This is a genomic window from Pseudomonas nicosulfuronedens (assembly GCF_005877905.1).
GTDB classification, from domain to species: Bacteria; Pseudomonadota; Gammaproteobacteria; order Pseudomonadales; family Pseudomonadaceae; genus Pseudomonas; species Pseudomonas nicosulfuronedens.
Window position 1 is genome coordinate 156,303 of the sequence record NZ_SWDV01000005.1, and the last position, 15,334, is coordinate 171,636.

The following is a 15,334-nucleotide window of genomic DNA, read 5'->3' on the forward strand; positions in this document are numbered from 1 at the left end:
TTCCTCGGAAGTCAGGTGGCCCTGACACCCTAGCAGCTCATCGAGCGAGGCTCAGCTCTGCAGACCAACGCATGCCAGCAGCGAGGCATGCCATTGCGGATTGTCCAGCAGCTGCGGCAGCAATCCCTTGTGCCCGGCGCCCGGCACCACCAGCAGCTCGCGCTGGCTGGCCCGGCCGGCGGCGGCATGCAGGCGCTCGGGAATTTCCAGGGGAATCACACTGTCCTGCTCGCCGGCGATCACCAGCAGCCGGCCACGAAAGCGCCCGAGAATGTCCCAGGCGTCGCTATCGATCCAGCTGCGCGGGCGGCGGATGATGGTCGAGAAGTCGGGGCCGAAAGGCACTTCATGGGCCTCGGGGGTATAGATGCCGGGGACAATGAGGATCAGTGCCTGCACGTCCAGTTCCTCGCTCAGCCGCAAGGCGTTGTAGGCGCCCATGCTGATGCCGGCCAATGCGGTGGGACGCACGCCGACATGCTCGATCACCGAGCGCGCCTGCTGGCTTCGCCGCTGCAAGGAGGATTCGGCGAACACCCCGCCGGTGCTGCCGTGGCCGACGCAGTCCAGCGCGGTAGAACCGACGCCGCGCTGCCACAGCGACTGGCGCAGGCCGTTCCACACCGAGCGATTGCTCGCGCCGCCACCGTGGATGCCGAACAGGTGCAAGGGCGAAGCGCCCGTCAGGGTATCGGCATGCAGCTCACGGCCCTCGAAGGGCACACGCAGGGTGACGGCGGGTGACATGGCAACGGTCTGTTCCGGAAAAGACGGGGCCGCGAGCATAGCCGATCGGCGACTCGGCCGGCCGATTTGGCCGTTTCGCGATATTCGTCGTCCGGATCGCGTGAGACAGCCAGGGCTCGCCCGCCTAGCATAGGCCTCCCAATACGTAGAACCCGGCGCGCCCTGCCCGCGCGCCACACCTTGCTGCCCCGGAGTCCCATGTCTACCACCGCTTCCCCCCTGGCCACGCCGTCCGTGGCCAGCCAGGCCAGCCCGCTGGTCATGCGCGTGATCGGCGCGTGCGCCCTCGCCCACCTGACCAACGACCTGATCCAGGCCGTGCTGCCGTCGATCTACCCCGTGCTCAAGGCCAACTACGGCCTGAGCTTCACCCAGGTCGGCCTGATCACCCTGACCTTCCAGCTCACCGCTTCGCTGCTGCAGCCCTGGGTCGGCTACCACACCGACCGCCATCCCAAGCCCTGGCTCGCGCCGCTGGGTAGCGTCTGCACGCTGATCGGCATCCTCATGCTGGCCTTCGTCGGCAGCTTCCACGCCATCCTGCTGGCCTCGGCGCTGGTAGGTATCGGCTCCTCGACCTTCCACCCGGAAACCTCGCGCATCGCGCGGCTGGCCTCCGGCGGGCGCTATGGGTTGGCGCAGTCCACCTTCCAGGTCGGCGGCAATGCCGGCAGCGCCTTCGGTCCGCTCCTGGCAGCGGCCATCATCATTCCGTACGGCCAGGGCAACGTGGCCTACTTCGGCCTGTTCGCGGTGTTCCTCGTCGGCGTGCTCTGGGGCCTGAGCCGCTGGTACAGCCACCACCTCAACCTGTTCAAGCTCAAGGCCGGCGGCGTCGCCACCCACGGGCTGTCCAAGGGCCGGGTGACCGCCTCCCTGGTGGTACTGGCGCTGCTGGTGTTCTCCAAGTACTTCTACATGGCGAGCTTCACCAGCTACTACACCTTCTACCTGATCGAGAAGTTCGACCTCTCGGTGGCCAGCTCGCAGCTCTACCTGTTCGGCTTCCTCGGCGCGGTGGCCGCCGGCACCTTCTTCGGCGGCCCGGTAGGCGACCGCATCGGCCGCAAGGCGGTGATCTGGTTCTCCATCCTCGGCGTCGCACCCTTTACCCTGGCGCTGCCCTACGTCGACCTGTTCTGGACCAGCGTGCTGAGCCTGGTGATCGGCTTCATCCTCGCCTCGGCCTTCTCCGCCATCGTGGTCTACGCCCAGGAGCTGGTGCCGGGTAACGTCGGCATGATCGCCGGGGTGTTCTTCGGCCTGATGTTCGGCTTCGGCGGTATCGGCGCGGCCTTCCTCGGCCACCTGGCCGACATCCACGGCATCGAGTACGTCTACACGCTGTGCTCGTTCCTGCCGCTGATGGGCTGCATCACCATCCTGCTGCCGTCCACCAAAAAGAAAGCGTAACCGCCCTGCCGCCGGCCCCGGGGCCGGCGGCGGACCCTCCGCCCGGCCGTTCGTGCCTGGGCAAATGTAATGGATTGTTGTAAAGCGCCCTGAGCGTCGTCGGCGATACATTTACGCCGCCTGGGCCACGGGCCATCACTGTTAGCCTTTCCGCAATGCAAATAACTCGCATTTGCCGGAGAGCTTTCCGTCCATGTCGTCCCGCTTGAACCTCACCCCCGCCACCCGTTCCGAGCCATCCCTGACCCTCGCCCCTGTCGTCGGCCTCGCCACCTTCATGGCGATCCCGCTGAGTGCCTGGGCCGATCAACCGCCCACTGCCGATGACCAGGACGCCCTGGCCCTGCCCGACAGCACCGTGCAGGCCACCCGGGAGTCGCCCTACAAGGTCGACCACGCCAGCTCGGCGAAGTACAGCGAACCGCTGCGCGATACCCCGCAGAGCGTTACCGTGCTCTCCGAGACGCTGCTCAAGGAGCAGAACGCCCAGAGCCTGAAGGACGCCTTGCGCAACGTGCCGGGCATCACCTTCAACTCCGGCGAGGGCGGCGGTGGCGTGGGCGACAGCCTGACCATCCGCGGCTTCAATGCCGACGGCAACATCTACCGCGATGGCGTGCGCGACCCGGCCAAGTATTCGCGCGACGACTTTTTCAACACCGAGGGCGTGGAGGTCTTCAAGGGCTCCAGCACTGCGGCCTGGGGCGTCGGCGCCGTAGGCGGCGCGGTCAACCTGGTGACCAAGACCCCGCAGCTGGACGACTTCAACCTGCTCAGCGGTAGCGTCGGCACGGCGAACTTCAAGCGCGGCACGCTGGACGTGAATCACCGCATCGACGGGCTCGGCGAAGGTGCCGCCTTCCGCGTCAACGTGATGGGCGCCAACACCGGCACCGACGGCCGCGACTGGGTCGGCGATGAACGCTACGGCTTCGCCCCCTCCCTGGCGCTGGGCCTGGGCACCGACACCCGCGTCACCCTGGCCTACGAATACCTGCACGACAACGCCACGCCCGACTACGGCATTCCGACCGTCAACGGCAGCAACGGCAGCTCGCCGCACCGCGCCGGCGGCGCCAGCTGGAGCAGCTACTGGGGCTGGCGCAACCTCGACTACGAAAACAACGAATCGCACCGCGTGAACCTGAAGTTCGCCCACGACTTCAACGACGCCCTGAGCCTGGACAGCCGCTTCACCTGGTTCCACCTCGATCACGATTTCTTCGTCACCACCCCCGGTGGCGATGCGAACGCCGGCGCACCCGGCATCCAGGCCGGCAAGGGCATCTACCGGCGCAACATCAACACACCGCTGCGCGAGCAGACCAACGACACCTACAGCAACCAGACCAACCTGACCTGGCGCGTCGACACCTTCGGCATCGGCCATACCCTGGTCAGCGGCTTCGACCTGAGCAAGCAGACGCTGGACTCGAAGACCGGTGCGCTCACCGCCGCCAGTCGGACCACCATGGGCAACCTGCCGGTAGCCAGCAACGACTGGTCGAAGTACCCCTATGCACTGGACACCTACACTTCCGCCAAGCAGTCGGTGGAGCAGGTCGACAAGGCGTTCTACCTGCTCGACACCCTGAAGTTCGACGAGCACTGGCAGCTGCACCTGGCCGCCCGCCAGGACCACTTCGACACCCGCGTACTGGATAGCCAAACCCGCGCCAGCCAGAGCGCTGCCTGGGTCGACAAGGGCAGCTCCTCGCAGAACGAGAAGCTCACCAGCGTGCATACCGCGCTGACCTACAAGCCGGTGGAGAACGGCAACCTCTACGTCAGCTACGCCAACGCCAAGCAACCTTCGGGTGTGCTGGCCGTGGCGCAGACCGGCAGCATCGCCTCGACCCAGGGCGACCGCGGCAAGACCTACGAAGTGGGCAGCAAGTGGGAATTCCTCGACGGCCAGCTGGCCCTCAACGGCGATGTGTTCGAGACCAAGCGCCAGCTGACCTACATCGATGACGAGGAGCTTTCCGCCTACACCGGCGGCGAGGAGCGCGTGCGCGGCATCGAGCTGTCCGCCAGCGGCAATATCACCCGCAACTGGTCGCTGTACGCCGCCTACGTGCACCAGAACAGCAAGCTGCTGAAGCCCTACAACGGCTCGGACAAGGGCGTGCAACTGGCCAACACGCCGCAGAATGCCCTGAGCCTGTGGAGCACCTGGCAGTTGCCGGACGACCTGGCCCTGAGCTACGGCGTGCGCTACGTGGACGACGTGAAGATCTACCCCGGCCTGGGCTCGACCATGACCCGCGCCGGCCAGACCACCGTGCCCGGCTACGTGGTGCACGACGCCATGCTCAGCTGGCAGGCGACCCAGGACGTGCAGCTGCGCCTGAACGTCAACAACCTGTTCGACAAGCACTACTGGAGCCAGTACAACGGCCGCGGTTACGGCGTCCCCGGCGCGGGCCGCGGTGCCGTGCTGAGTGCGGATTATTCGTTCTGACCCACCAGCCGCCCCGCTCGGCTCTTCGTAGGAGCGAGCTTGCTCGCGAACAGCCTGGCGACCTGCCGTGCAGGTTCGCGAGCAAGCTCGCTCCTACAGGTGAAGGCCGGAACATTCACGACGCCGAAAAAGCCGCCAACACGCCTTTCAACCGCGAACCTGTCCGCCATCAGGACTCCCTCCCCGGAAACCCGGTGGGCAGGTTCGCGACCCCATCCCGATCAAGCGGCAGACCGCAGGGCGTATAACGCTCGGCGTTATACGCCGTTTCAGCAGGCCGCCATTGAGCGCCGCCCCACCCCGCAGCGGCATAATCGGCGTACAACCGCGAACGGTTGTACGCCCTACGCGTCGCGATCGAACACCAGCGTCGCTTCCAGCCCGCCGCCCTCGCGATTACGCAGTTCCAGCCGCCCGTGATGGGCCGCGGCGATGGTCTGGGCGATGCTCAATCCCAATCCATAGCCGCCGGTGGAGCGGTTGCGCGACGGCTCCAGCCGATAGAACGGCTCGGTCACCCGCTCCAGTTGCTCCGGTGCAATCCCCGGCCCGCGATCCAGCACACGGATGCACAGAGCCTGCGTACTGTCCTCAACCTCGACTTCGGCGCCACCGGCATAACGGATGGCATTCTCCAGCAGATTGAGCAGCGCCCGCTGCAGACTCAGCGGGTATCCGGCCAGCGGTTGCAGCGCGCGACCGGACAGCGAAACCTGCTCGCCGTGCTCCTCGAAATCCGCTTGCAGGCTCTGCAACAGCGCATTCACGTCGAGGTTCTGGCGCGCCTCGTCCAAGTCGCTGCCACTGATGAAATCCAGGGTCGCGGTGACCATGCCTTCCATGTCGTCGAGGTCCTTGCGCATCTTCTGTCGCGCAGTCTCGTTGTCGAGCATCTCGGTGCGCAGGCGCAGCCGGGTGATCGGTGAACGCAGGTCGTGGGACACCGCAGCCAGAAAGCGCATGCGCTCGCCAAGACTGTGGATCAGCCGCTGCTGCATGGCGTTGAAGGCGCGGGCCGCGCGGCGTACTTCCAGCGGACCTTCTTCGGCCAGCGGCGGGCGCTGGATGTCCTGGCCCAGTGCTTCGGCGGCACGCGCCAGCTTGTCCAGCGGGCCGATGGCCAGGCGTACCGCCAGCAACGCCAGGAGCACGACGACGATGATCCGCAGCAGGTACAGACGCAACAGGTAGTCCAGCGCCACGTCGAGGGTCGACTGGCTGCTCCAGCCCTGACCTTCGATCATGGCGATGCGCAGCCAGCGGCCATCGTCCAGCGGCGCTTCCAGCAGCAGGTGTGCCTTGGCGCCATTGCCGGTGAACAGCCCACTAAGTCGGCTGCGCTCTTCGGCACCATCCTGTAGCTCGATGCGCAGCAGACGCAGGCCCTGAGCGTCGCCACCCTGATCGTGAACGGCGCGACGCAGCAGGCGCTCGGCCGCCGGGTCGAAGGAGCCATCCGGCTCATCCGCCGAATCCACCAGGCGCGCCTCGAACCCCGGCCGGTCAAGCGCCTCCAGCGCCTGCTGGAGATCACCTGGCTGGCGCTGGTGCAGGTGTTGCAGGTCGGTCAGCCGTGCAGCCGCCAGACGCAGGGGAATCTCCAGCGCCTGGGTGTGACGCACGTCGTACCAGATGCTGCCGGTGAGTACCTGGGCGGCGATCATTCCGCCCACCAGGATCACCACCAGCCGCCCGAACAGCGTGCGCGGCCACAGGCGCATCAGGCGCTGACCACGTCTTCGGCAGTGAGCATATAGCCCTGGTTGCGCACGGTGCGGATCAGCCTCGGCGACTTCGGGTCATCTTCCAGGTGCTGGCGCAAGCGGCTGACACAGACGTCGACGGCGCGGTCGAACGGCAGTCGCTCCTTGTCGAACACCTGACGCAGCAGGAAGTCGCGGCTCAGCGGGCGGTTGGGGTGCTGCAGCAGCAGGCGCAGCAGGCGAAAGTCGGAGCCGGCCAGGGCGATGCTCAGGCCCGCGGGCGAACGCAGGTGGCGGGCGCGGGTGTCCAGTTCCCAACCGGCGAAGCGCAGGGTCGCCGCCTCGTCCACCTGGGCACGCTGCGGGAAGCTCTGCACTCGGCGCAACACCACCTTGATCCGCGCCAGCAGCTCGCGCGGGTCGAAGGGCTTGGGCAGGTAATCGTCGGCGCCCATCTCCAGGCCGATGATGCGGTCGATCAGCGTACCGCGCGCAGTGAGCATGATCACCGGAATGTCGCTGCGCGCGCGCAGGTCGCGGCACAGGGTCAGGCCGTCCTCGCCGGGCAGCATCAGGTCGAGCACCACCAGGTCCACCGGCTGTACTTCGAGCTGGCGTTGCATCTCGCGCCCATCGGCGGCGGCGGACACCTGGTAGCCCATGCCCTTGAGGTAATCGGCCAGCAGCTGGCGGATCTCGGGGTCGTCGTCGACGACGAGGATGTGGTCTGGCCTGGACATCGGGGAACTCGCGGTGGGTCGCTATCGTTCCGGCTGTCGGCGAGGGCTGCACGGCGCAAATGTAATGGATTGTTGTGGCGCGGGGTTTTACGCCGATCCAATACAAAGCCGTCCAGATCGTCCGCAGCGGCAGCGGTAGAGTGGTTTTGCAAATGCGATTAATTCTACTTCATGCCCAGGTCGTTCCGCATGCCCTTCCTGTCGTCTCGCGCTTCCCGCTTCCGTCTGAGCCATTCCCTTGCCACCCTCGCCCTGCTCTGCCTCGGCTGGTTCGGCCTCGCCCTGCCCGCCCAGGCGCTCACCGTCACCGATGTACTCGGGCGCAAGGTCGAGGTCAGCGGCAACGCCCAGCGTGTGGTGCTGGGCGAAGGCCGGCTGTTCTTCGCCCTGGCCCTGCTCGACCGCGACAACCCGTTCCAGCGCGTGGTCGGCTGGCAGAACGACGTACGCCTGCTCGACCCGCACACCTTCGACGTCTACGCCCAGCGCTTCCCCCAGGTGAAACAGATCCCGCTGATCGGCCAAGCCTCGGAGCAGAGCGTCAGCGCCGAGCAGATCCTTGCGCTGAAGCCGGACCTCGCGGTGTTCAGCATCGCCGGTGAAGGCCCGACCCAGCACAGCCCGATCGCCGACATCCTCGCCGCCGCCGGCGTACCAGTGGTGTTCGTCGACTTCCGCGTGCATCCCATCGAGGGCGTGCGCACCAGCCTTACCGCGCTGGGCGCGGCGCTCGGGCGCCAGGCCGAGGCGGACCAGTACCTGAAGTTCTACGACGCCCACCTGCAGCGCATTCGCGATGGCGTAGCCGGCCTGGATGACGCGCACAAGCCCAGCGTGTTCCTCGAACTGCTGGCCGGCGTCTGGCAGGCGCCGGGCCACACCACCGGCAAGAGCGGACTGGGCAGCGTGATCGACACCGTCGGTGGGCGCAACATCGCGGCCGGCGTGGTGCCGGGTGCGCTGGGCGACATCAGCGTGGAGTACGCGCTGTCGGCAAAACCGGACCTGTACATCGCCACCGGCAACCGTCAGCCGGGGCTGATCCTGGGCGCCGGCGTCAGCCAGCAGCAGGCCCGCGAGAGCCTCGGCAAAGTCCTGCAACGCCCCGAGTTCGCCAGCCTCGACGCCATCCGCAACGGCAAGGCCCATGGCCTCTGGCACGACTTCTACAACTCGCCGTTCAACATCCTCGCCATCGAGGCCATGGCCCGTTGGGTCCATCCGGAACGCTTCCAGGACCTGGACCCGGCGAAAACCCAGGCGCAGATCAACCAGGACTTCCTGCGCATCGGCCTGGACGGCACCTACTGGATCGACGCTGGCCAGCCTGAATGAACGTGGCCGTCGACACCATCGATCTGCAACGGGCGCGCCGTGAGCGCCGGTTGCAACTGCGCCGCCGTGGCGCGGTGCTGGTCGCCCTGCTCGCCCTGCTGCTGGGCTCCCTGGCCTGGGACCTGCTCAGCGGGCCGTCCGGACTGACACCTGCCGAGCTGTTTCATGGCCTGCTGCACCCGGCACAGCTGGAACCGAGCCAGCGGGTAATCATCTGGAACGTGCGCCTGCCCTACGCGATGATGGCGCTGCTGGTGGGTGGCGCGCTGGCACTGGCCGGCGCGGAGATGCAGACCATCCTCGACAACCCGCTGGCCAGCCCCTTCACCCTCGGTGTGTCGTCTTCGGCAGCGCTGGGCGCCTCCCTGGCGATCTTTTTCCACCTGGGCAACGCGTGGCTCTCGGCCAACGCCGCCGTGTCACTGGCGGCCTTCATCTTCGCCTGTCTGTCGCTGGTGCTGCTGCAACTGCTCTCGCGCCTGCGCGGCGGCGGCGTGGAAAGCCTGGTGCTGTTCGGCATCGCCCTGGTGTTCAGCTGCAACGCGGCGGTGGCGCTGCTGCAGATGATGGCCAGCGAAGACGTGCTGCAACAGCTGGTGTTCTGGACCCTCGGCAGCCTCGCCCGCGCCGACTGGCAAAAGGCCGGCGCGCTGGCGCTGGTGCTTGCGCTCTGCCTGCCCTTCTCCCAGGCCGCCGCCTCGAGGCTCACCGTGCTGCGCATGGGCGAGGACCGCGCCCGTAGCCTGGGCGTGGACGTGCGTCGCCTGCGTCGCTTCGCCCTGCTGCGCATCTGCCTGCTGTCGGCGTGCGCGGTGGCCTTCGTCGGCACCATCGGCTTCATCGGCCTGGTCGGCCCGCATATCGCGCGGCTGTTGATCGGCGAGGACCAGCGCTTCTACCTGCCGGCCAGCGCCCTGGTCGGTGCGCTGCTGCTGTCGCTGTCGTCGGTGGCCAGCAAGCTGTTGATGCCGGGGCTGATCGTCCCGGTGGGGATCGTCACCGCGCTGGTCGGCGTGCCGGTATTCGTCGTGCTGGTGTGCCGGGGAGGACGTAACGCATGAGCCTGCTCGCGAAGGACCTGACGGTCGCCTACCGCCGTCACACGGTCGTCCACGGCGTGACCTTGCCGGAGCTGAAACGCGGCACCCTCACCGCCCTGATCGGCCCCAACGGCGCGGGCAAGTCGACACTGTTGCGCGGTCTCGCCGGGCTGGAGCGGGTGCGTGGGGAACTCAGCCTCGACGGCCACTCACTGACCGCGCTGTCCGTCGGCGAACGCAGCCGGCGCATTGCCTACATGCCGCAGCACTTGCCCGGCGGCATCGCCCTGAGCGTGCTCGATGCGCTGCTCGCCAGCCTGCGGGTCAACCCGTTCGACGATGTGCTGCGCCGTGCCGACCCTCTAGCGGCGGCCCTTGAAGCGCTGCGTCGGGTCGGCATCCTGCACCTGCGCGATCAGCGCCTGGACCGCCTCTCCGGCGGCCAGCGGCAGATGGTCAGCCTGGCCCAGCTGCTGGCGCAGCGCCCGCAGGTCTTGTTGCTGGACGAGCCCACCAGCGCGCTGGACCTGAACTACCAGCTGCGGGTCATGCAGTGCGTGCAGGAGGAGGTGCGTCAGCACGGCCTGATCGCCATCGCCGTGCTCCACGACATCGGCCTCGCCGCGCGCTACGCCGATCAGCTGGCGGTGCTGCACCAGGGCCGGCTGGTGGCAGCGGGCACCGCCGAGTCGATCCTCACGCCGCCGCTGTTCAGCCAGGTCTATGGTGTACAGGCGCGGGTGGAGCGCTGCTCGCGGCAGACACTGCAGATCATCATCGACGAGGTAGCCTGCTGAGCCTTCAGCCCTCGCGGCGCTCCGGCTGGGTAGCGTGTACGAACACCGTGTAGGTGTCCGCCGGGTGCGCCACGCCGGCCTGGTCCAGCGCGCGGGCGATGGAACCGCGGTGGTAGGTAGCGTGGTTGAGGATGTGGAAGAACATCTCTTCGCGGGTCAGGCTACCGCTGCGACCATCCGTGAAGCGGAAGCGGATGACCTCCCGCGCACAGTCCGGGGTCAGCGCGGCCAACTGCTCGACGTACCACTGGCCGGAAGTCAGCAGGCGTTCGCGCAGCTCGTCGTAGCCGGGTACTGCCTGGGTATTGGTGGCCGGGTGCGGGTCCGTCTCGCCGCTCAGGCGCGCGCGGAACAGGTCCTCGACGATGGCCATGTGGTTGAGCTGCTGGAGCGCAAAAGCGTGCTCCTCGGGAAAGCGCTCGCGGTCGATCCGGGCGATGGCGTCCAGCGCCCGGCGGTCCGACCAGCATTTGTAGGCGAAGGCCTGGGTCAGCATCGCAACTCCTTGGTCAGCGGCCGTTGAGGTGGAAGGCGGCACTCTAGCGCATCCGGGGCTTGGGTTGTTTCGGTCCTGCTGCCAGACTGGCAGCAGCCCCAAGGACGATTCGCTGCCATGAAAAACCCCGATATAGAAGCCATCCGCGCCTTCCTGCTGGTCGCCGACCTGAAGAGTTTCACCCGCGCTGCCGAAGTCACCGGTGCCACCCAGGCAGCCATCAGCCTGAAGATCAAGCGCCTGGAAGAATCCCTCGGCCGCCCGCTGCTGGAACGCACGCCGCGCCGCGTCACCCTGTCGGCCCACGGCTCGGTATTCCTCCCCAGCGCGCGCCGCCTGCTGGCGAGCTACGACGAGACGCTGCGCTGCTTCGATTCACCGCGCCGCACCCTGCGTATCGGCGTGAGCCACCACATCCTCGGCGCGGACCTGAGCCATTGGCTGCGACGTCTGGCGCTGGCCGATCCGGAAGTAATCGTGGCCTTCAGCCTCGGCACCTCGCGGCAGATGCTGGAGAGCTACGAGGAAGGCGCACTGGATATCGCGCTGATCCTTCGCCACGACAACCGCCGCCAGGATGGCGAGGTGATCGGCAGCGAACGCTTCGGCTGGATGGCCGCCGAGTCCTTCGAGCTGGAAGAAGGTGCGATGCTGCCCCTGGCGATCCAGCCGGCGCCCTGCGGTATGCGCAGCATGGTTGAAACCGCGCTGCAGACGCAGAGTCGCCGCTGGAGCGAGGCCTTCGTCGGCTCGGGGATCCTCGCCATCGGCGCGGCGGTGTCTGCCGGTATCGGCATCGGCGCCATGGTCGAACGCATGGCACCGGCAGGCTGCCTGGATGTACGGGAGCGCTTCGGCTTGCCGGAGCTACCGCCCCGCGACGTGGTGCTCTACAGTGCTCATCGCGACGCCCAGACCCGCGCCCTGATCGACACATTGAGCCAGGCCATCGCCGCTTGAGCCTCAGTGCAGGAGCACACCCACGCGCGCCAGGAACAACGCCAACGCGACGATCAGCGAACCGCACAGGGCGACGGCGGCAAAGTGGGTGAAAGCGAAATCGCGGGGTTCGATCGGTTCGCGGTCCATGAACAGCACTTCCTGGGCGGCAATTGGGAGCCGCCAGTATCGAAAGTGCCGTTCGGGACAAACAGCGCGCGCCGGCTATTTCAGTAATAAGCGAAACGCTTCAGTAGCCCGCCTGACGATCCACGGTATGCAGCAGCTCGTCGCCTGCGAGGTCGCGCAGGATATTCTTCGCCACCACCGCCGCACCGCCTTCCACCTGCATGGTGCTGGCGATGTGCGGGGTAACCCAGACGCGTGGATGCGACCACAGCGGATGCCCCTCCGGCAATGGCTCCTGCTGGAAGACGTCAAGGATTGCCGCGCTGACCTGCCCCGCGTCCAGTGCCGCGACCAGATCGGCTTCCACCACGTGCTCGCCCCGGCCGACATTGATCAGCCCGGCGCCCTTGGGCAATTGCGTCAGGGTTTCGCGGTTGAGGATGCCGCGCGTACTGTCGGTCAGCGGTAGCAGGTTGACCAGGATGTCGCACTGGGACAGGAAGCTCCCGAGTTCGTCGGGACCGGTGTAGGTCTTCACCCCGTCGATGTTCCGCTCCGAGCGGTTCCAGCCCAGCAGCTGGAACTTCAGGTGGCGCAGCTGGGCCAGACAGGCCTGGCCCAGTTGGCCAAGGCCCATCACGCCGACACGGCTGGACGATGCCGGAAGGATGCTCAGCGACTCCCAGACCTGACTGGCCTGGGCCACACGGTAAGCCGGCATCTCGCGGTGCAGCGCCAGCGCGGACATCACCACGAACTCGGCCATGATGTCCGCCAGGGAGTCATCGACCATCCGCACCAGCGCGACCGACTCGGGGATTCTGGAGAGGTCGAACTGATCCACTCCGGCGCCCGCCGCGAACAAGACGCGCAGGCTCGTGTAGCGCTCGATATCGGCGACGGCCTTCCAGGTCAGCAGGTAGGTGACCCGCGCCGGGTCGACCGCCTCGAAGCCTTCGACGAATTCCAGGTCCGGCACCTGGGCGGCCAGCAGGGCTCGCCACGTATCGGCATGTTCGGGCTCGGCGTTGTAAAGAAAGATCACGTCCTGTTCCTCACTCTTGTTCTCTGCACGTCCGGCCAGTTAACCAGCCGGCCAGCGCGAGGCATACCACTGGCGAAGTACTGCGGGCCCGCAGACCGACCCGCCCCGCTCACTTGGCCGAGCGGACGCAGCCGAAGCGTACTTCCTTCGATGGTGAGTGGCCGAAGAACGAGGTGTAGCACTTGCTGAAATGGCTGGGCGACACGAAACCGCAAGCCAGCGCCACCTCCACCAGCGACAGGTCGGAATGCTGCAGCAGGCGTCGGCTCTCGGTGATGCGCAGCTCCAGGTAATAGCGCACCGGCGAAGTGCCCAGTTGTTCCTGGAACAGCCTCTCCAGCTGACGCTTGGAGCGCCCCACGCACTCGGAGAGCTGGTCCGTGCTCAGCGGTTCCTCGATGTTCGCGCTCATCAGGTTGAGCACATCGCGCAGCGGCTGGGTCATCTTCTCGTGCAGCGCCGGGCGGGTGCGGCGGTAGCGCGACTCCTCGAAGGCAAGGATGTCGACAATGCCCTCCACCAGTTCGCGGCCGTGCAGGTTGTGAATCCACTCCAGCACCAGGTTGAAGGCACCGGTCGGGCTGCCGGCGGTGAGGCGATTGCGGTCGAGGATGTAGCTCTCGGCAGTTACCACGCTGTGCTGCGCAACCTCTGCCAGTGCAGCGCGATTCTCCGGGTGTATCGCGCACTTGCGGCCGTCCAGCAGCCCGGCCCTGCCGAGGAACCAGGCGCCGTTCCACAGGCCGGCCAGGGCGATGCCGCGTTCGTCGGCAAGCTGCAGCAGGCGGCTGAGGCCCGGCAGATCCTTGAGCGGCGTGCGCAGGCCACCGCAGACCACCAGCAGGTCCATGTCCAGGTGCTTGCCTTCCAGCGCCGCCGCCGGGCAGATGACCAACCCCAGGTCACTGGTAACGGACTCGCCGTCAAGACTGAAAGTCCGTGTGACGAAGGCGCCTTCGCGGATCAGGTTGGCGGTGACCAGGGTGTCCAGCGCCTGGGTGAAGGCCGGCAGCGAGAAGTTCTCCAGCAGTACGAAACCCACTTTGCGCTGGCGTTGCGGCTCGCCTCTGCGGTCATCGACAAAGCGCAGGTTCTGCCCCTGCATGGACTCACTGAATTGCCTTCTTTCCACCGCTGCCTGCCTCTGGGAATATTTATTGGCTGGCGCTGCGGCTCGGGCAAGCAACTGCGCGATAACCCGGTTCGGAGCCGACCCTGCCTCTTGTGCATCGGGATTATACAAGCGCTCCCACGCCCGACCATGTCTTCCTTGTGCCGGTGCCTCGCTTGCAACAGCTCAATCCTCCGCGCCACGCTTCGCACTCCGGTTGCAGGACTTCGCCAAAGCCTGTCCTGCCAATTCCATCCTGCGCCGCTGCCTGGCTGCAGGGTCAGCGCTTTGGCCGGCGCGGCCATGGGGCGAGTGACACGGCGCACACTAGACTGCAGCGACTCAACAGAAGGAGTGGCACATGGATTTCAATCACCAAGTGGTCTGGATCACCGGGGCTTCCTCCGGTATTGGCGAGGCCCTGGCCCGCCTGCTTCTGCAACAGGGCGCGCGTGTCATTCTTTCCGGCCGGCGTGAAGCCGCGCTGCAAGCCGTCGCCGAGCAGGCGCCGCAGCGCGCCCTGGTACTGCCCTTCGAAAGTACCGACTACGCCGCGCTGCCAAGCGTGGTGGAGCAGGCCTGGGCCTGGCAGGGGCATGTCGACTGCCTGATCAACAACGCCGGTGTGAGCCAGCGCAGCCTGGCCCTGGATACTCGCTTCGAGGTCTACCGTGAGCTGATGGAGGTCGACTACCTCGCGCCAGTGGCCCTGACCCAACTGCTGCTGCCGCGCCTGGTCGCTCGGGGTAAAGGCCAGCTGGCGGTGGTCAGCTCGGTAGCCGGCAAGGTCGGCGCTCCGTTGCGTACCGGCTACTGCGGGGCCAAGCATGCCGTGATCGGCTACTTCGAAGCCTTGCGCGCCGAGGTGGAACAGGCCCATGGCATTGGTGTCAGCGTAATCCTGCCCGGCTCGGTGCGCACCGGTGTAGCGGTCAACGCATTGGGCGGCGACGGCACCCGTCGCGGCCGCTCCGACGTCAATATCGATAACGGCATGCCCGCCGAGGAAGCTGCCCGGCGCATCGTCGAGGGGCTGGCAGCTGGCGTGCGCAGTATCGAAGTGGCCGAGGGAACCGAAAAGATCGCCTTGCACCTGCGCAGCGTCGATCCGGAGCGACTGTTCACCCTCACCGCCGCCGAAGGCGCACGTCTGGCCCAGGAGCGAACCCTCAACGGCCATGCCGATGTCGATCCGGGAGCCGTGCAGCGACTCGACAGCTGAGACTCGGTGCCGGAATGAAAAAGCCCAGGTTTGCACCGGGGCTTTTTCTTCAGTGGCGTCCGGCAAGCGCTGAACGCCCCGCCATGCGACGAGACGCAGCGCACCCCTTTCCAGCAGCAGTACCAGGTCCGGCAGGCAAAGGTCAGAAACAGC

Annotated in this window: 14 protein-coding genes; 7 read left to right on the forward strand and 7 right to left on the reverse strand. The window is 66.9% G+C overall.

What is annotated here, in order from left to right:
* Positions 1 to 51 precede the first annotated feature (51 nt).
* Positions 52 to 747: an alpha/beta fold hydrolase gene (locus FAS41_RS07485; protein WP_138520974.1), complete on the reverse strand. Its 696-nt coding sequence runs from the start codon at positions 745 to 747 to the stop codon at positions 52 to 54.
* A gap of 198 nt (positions 748 to 945) precedes the next feature.
* On the opposite strand from FAS41_RS07485, the gene FAS41_RS07490 reads away from it, so the two are divergent.
* Both FAS41_RS07490 and FAS41_RS07495 read left to right on the forward strand, forming a co-directional pair.
* Positions 946 to 2,160: an MFS transporter gene (locus FAS41_RS07490; protein WP_138520975.1), complete on the forward strand. Its 1,215-nt coding sequence runs from the start codon at positions 946 to 948 to the stop codon at positions 2,158 to 2,160.
* A 193-nt stretch (positions 2,161 to 2,353) separates the two neighbouring features.
* Positions 2,354 to 4,624, forward strand: a complete 2,271-nt coding sequence (locus FAS41_RS07495) for a TonB-dependent receptor (RefSeq protein ID WP_138520976.1) — start codon at positions 2,354 to 2,356, stop codon at positions 4,622 to 4,624.
* Positions 4,625 to 4,968: 344 nt separating this feature from the next.
* On the opposite strand, the gene FAS41_RS07500 is transcribed toward FAS41_RS07495, so the two are convergent.
* Both FAS41_RS07500 and FAS41_RS07505 read right to left on the reverse strand, forming a co-directional pair.
* Positions 4,969 to 6,345: an ATP-binding protein gene (locus FAS41_RS07500; protein WP_138520977.1), complete on the reverse strand. Its 1,377-nt coding sequence runs from the start codon at positions 6,343 to 6,345 to the stop codon at positions 4,969 to 4,971.
* Positions 6,345 to 7,067 (reverse strand): response regulator, encoded by a 723-nt coding sequence (locus FAS41_RS07505; RefSeq protein WP_138520978.1) that lies wholly within the window; start codon positions 7,065 to 7,067, stop codon positions 6,345 to 6,347. Before FAS41_RS07505 ends, FAS41_RS07500 begins: the two co-directional genes overlap by 1 nt.
* A 189-nt stretch (positions 7,068 to 7,256) precedes the next feature.
* On the opposite strand from FAS41_RS07505, the gene FAS41_RS07510 reads away from it, so the two are divergent.
* From FAS41_RS07510 to FAS41_RS07520, 3 genes are read left to right on the forward strand one after another with little or no spacing between them, the layout of a single operon-like run.
* Positions 7,257 to 8,402 (forward strand): ABC transporter substrate-binding protein, encoded by a 1,146-nt coding sequence (locus FAS41_RS07510; protein ID WP_138520979.1) that lies wholly within the window; start codon positions 7,257 to 7,259, stop codon positions 8,400 to 8,402.
* Positions 8,399 to 9,463 carry a FecCD family ABC transporter permease gene (locus FAS41_RS07515; protein WP_138520980.1) on the forward strand — a complete coding sequence of 355 codons (1,065 nt, stop codon included), beginning with the start codon at positions 8,399 to 8,401 and terminating at the stop codon, positions 9,461 to 9,463. Before FAS41_RS07510 ends, FAS41_RS07515 begins: the two co-directional genes overlap by 4 nt.
* On the forward strand, positions 9,460 to 10,239 hold the full coding sequence (locus tag FAS41_RS07520) for an ABC transporter ATP-binding protein (RefSeq protein ID WP_138520981.1): 780 nt from the start codon (positions 9,460 to 9,462) through the stop codon (positions 10,237 to 10,239). Before FAS41_RS07515 ends, FAS41_RS07520 begins: the two co-directional genes overlap by 4 nt.
* A 4-nt stretch (positions 10,240 to 10,243) precedes the next feature.
* Here the strand turns inward: FAS41_RS07520 and FAS41_RS07525 are convergent, their stop codons facing one another.
* A complete protein-coding gene (locus tag FAS41_RS07525; RefSeq protein ID WP_138520982.1) occupies positions 10,244 to 10,735 on the reverse strand; it encodes a DinB family protein in 492 nt (163 codons plus the stop codon).
* A gap of 117 nt (positions 10,736 to 10,852) precedes the next feature.
* On the opposite strand from FAS41_RS07525, the gene FAS41_RS07530 reads away from it, so the two are divergent.
* Positions 10,853 to 11,695 (forward strand): LysR family transcriptional regulator, encoded by an 843-nt coding sequence (locus FAS41_RS07530; RefSeq protein ID WP_138520983.1) that lies wholly within the window; start codon positions 10,853 to 10,855, stop codon positions 11,693 to 11,695.
* Positions 11,696 to 11,698: 3 nt separating this feature from the next.
* Here FAS41_RS07530 and FAS41_RS31305 read toward each other — a convergent pair whose 3' ends face one another.
* From FAS41_RS31305 to FAS41_RS07540, 3 genes are all read right to left on the reverse strand, one after another.
* Positions 11,699 to 11,824 carry a hypothetical protein gene (locus tag FAS41_RS31305; RefSeq protein ID WP_280055876.1) on the reverse strand — a complete coding sequence of 42 codons (126 nt, stop codon included), beginning with the start codon at positions 11,822 to 11,824 and terminating at the stop codon, positions 11,699 to 11,701.
* Between the two features lie 100 nt (positions 11,825 to 11,924).
* Positions 11,925 to 12,848: a 2-hydroxyacid dehydrogenase gene (locus FAS41_RS07535; protein WP_138520984.1), complete on the reverse strand. Its 924-nt coding sequence runs from the start codon at positions 12,846 to 12,848 to the stop codon at positions 11,925 to 11,927.
* 109 nt (positions 12,849 to 12,957) lie between these two features.
* Positions 12,958 to 13,980, reverse strand: a complete 1,023-nt coding sequence (locus FAS41_RS07540; RefSeq protein ID WP_246084831.1) for a GlxA family transcriptional regulator — start codon at positions 13,978 to 13,980, stop codon at positions 12,958 to 12,960.
* 340 nt (positions 13,981 to 14,320) lie between these two features.
* Between FAS41_RS07540 and FAS41_RS07545 the strand changes: the two genes are divergently transcribed.
* The gene (locus tag FAS41_RS07545; RefSeq protein ID WP_138520985.1) at positions 14,321 to 15,181 is read left to right on the forward strand and encodes an SDR family NAD(P)-dependent oxidoreductase; all 861 of its coding nucleotides are present in this window, start codon (positions 14,321 to 14,323) and stop codon (positions 15,179 to 15,181) included.
* The last annotated feature ends 153 nt before the right edge of the window (positions 15,182 to 15,334 follow it).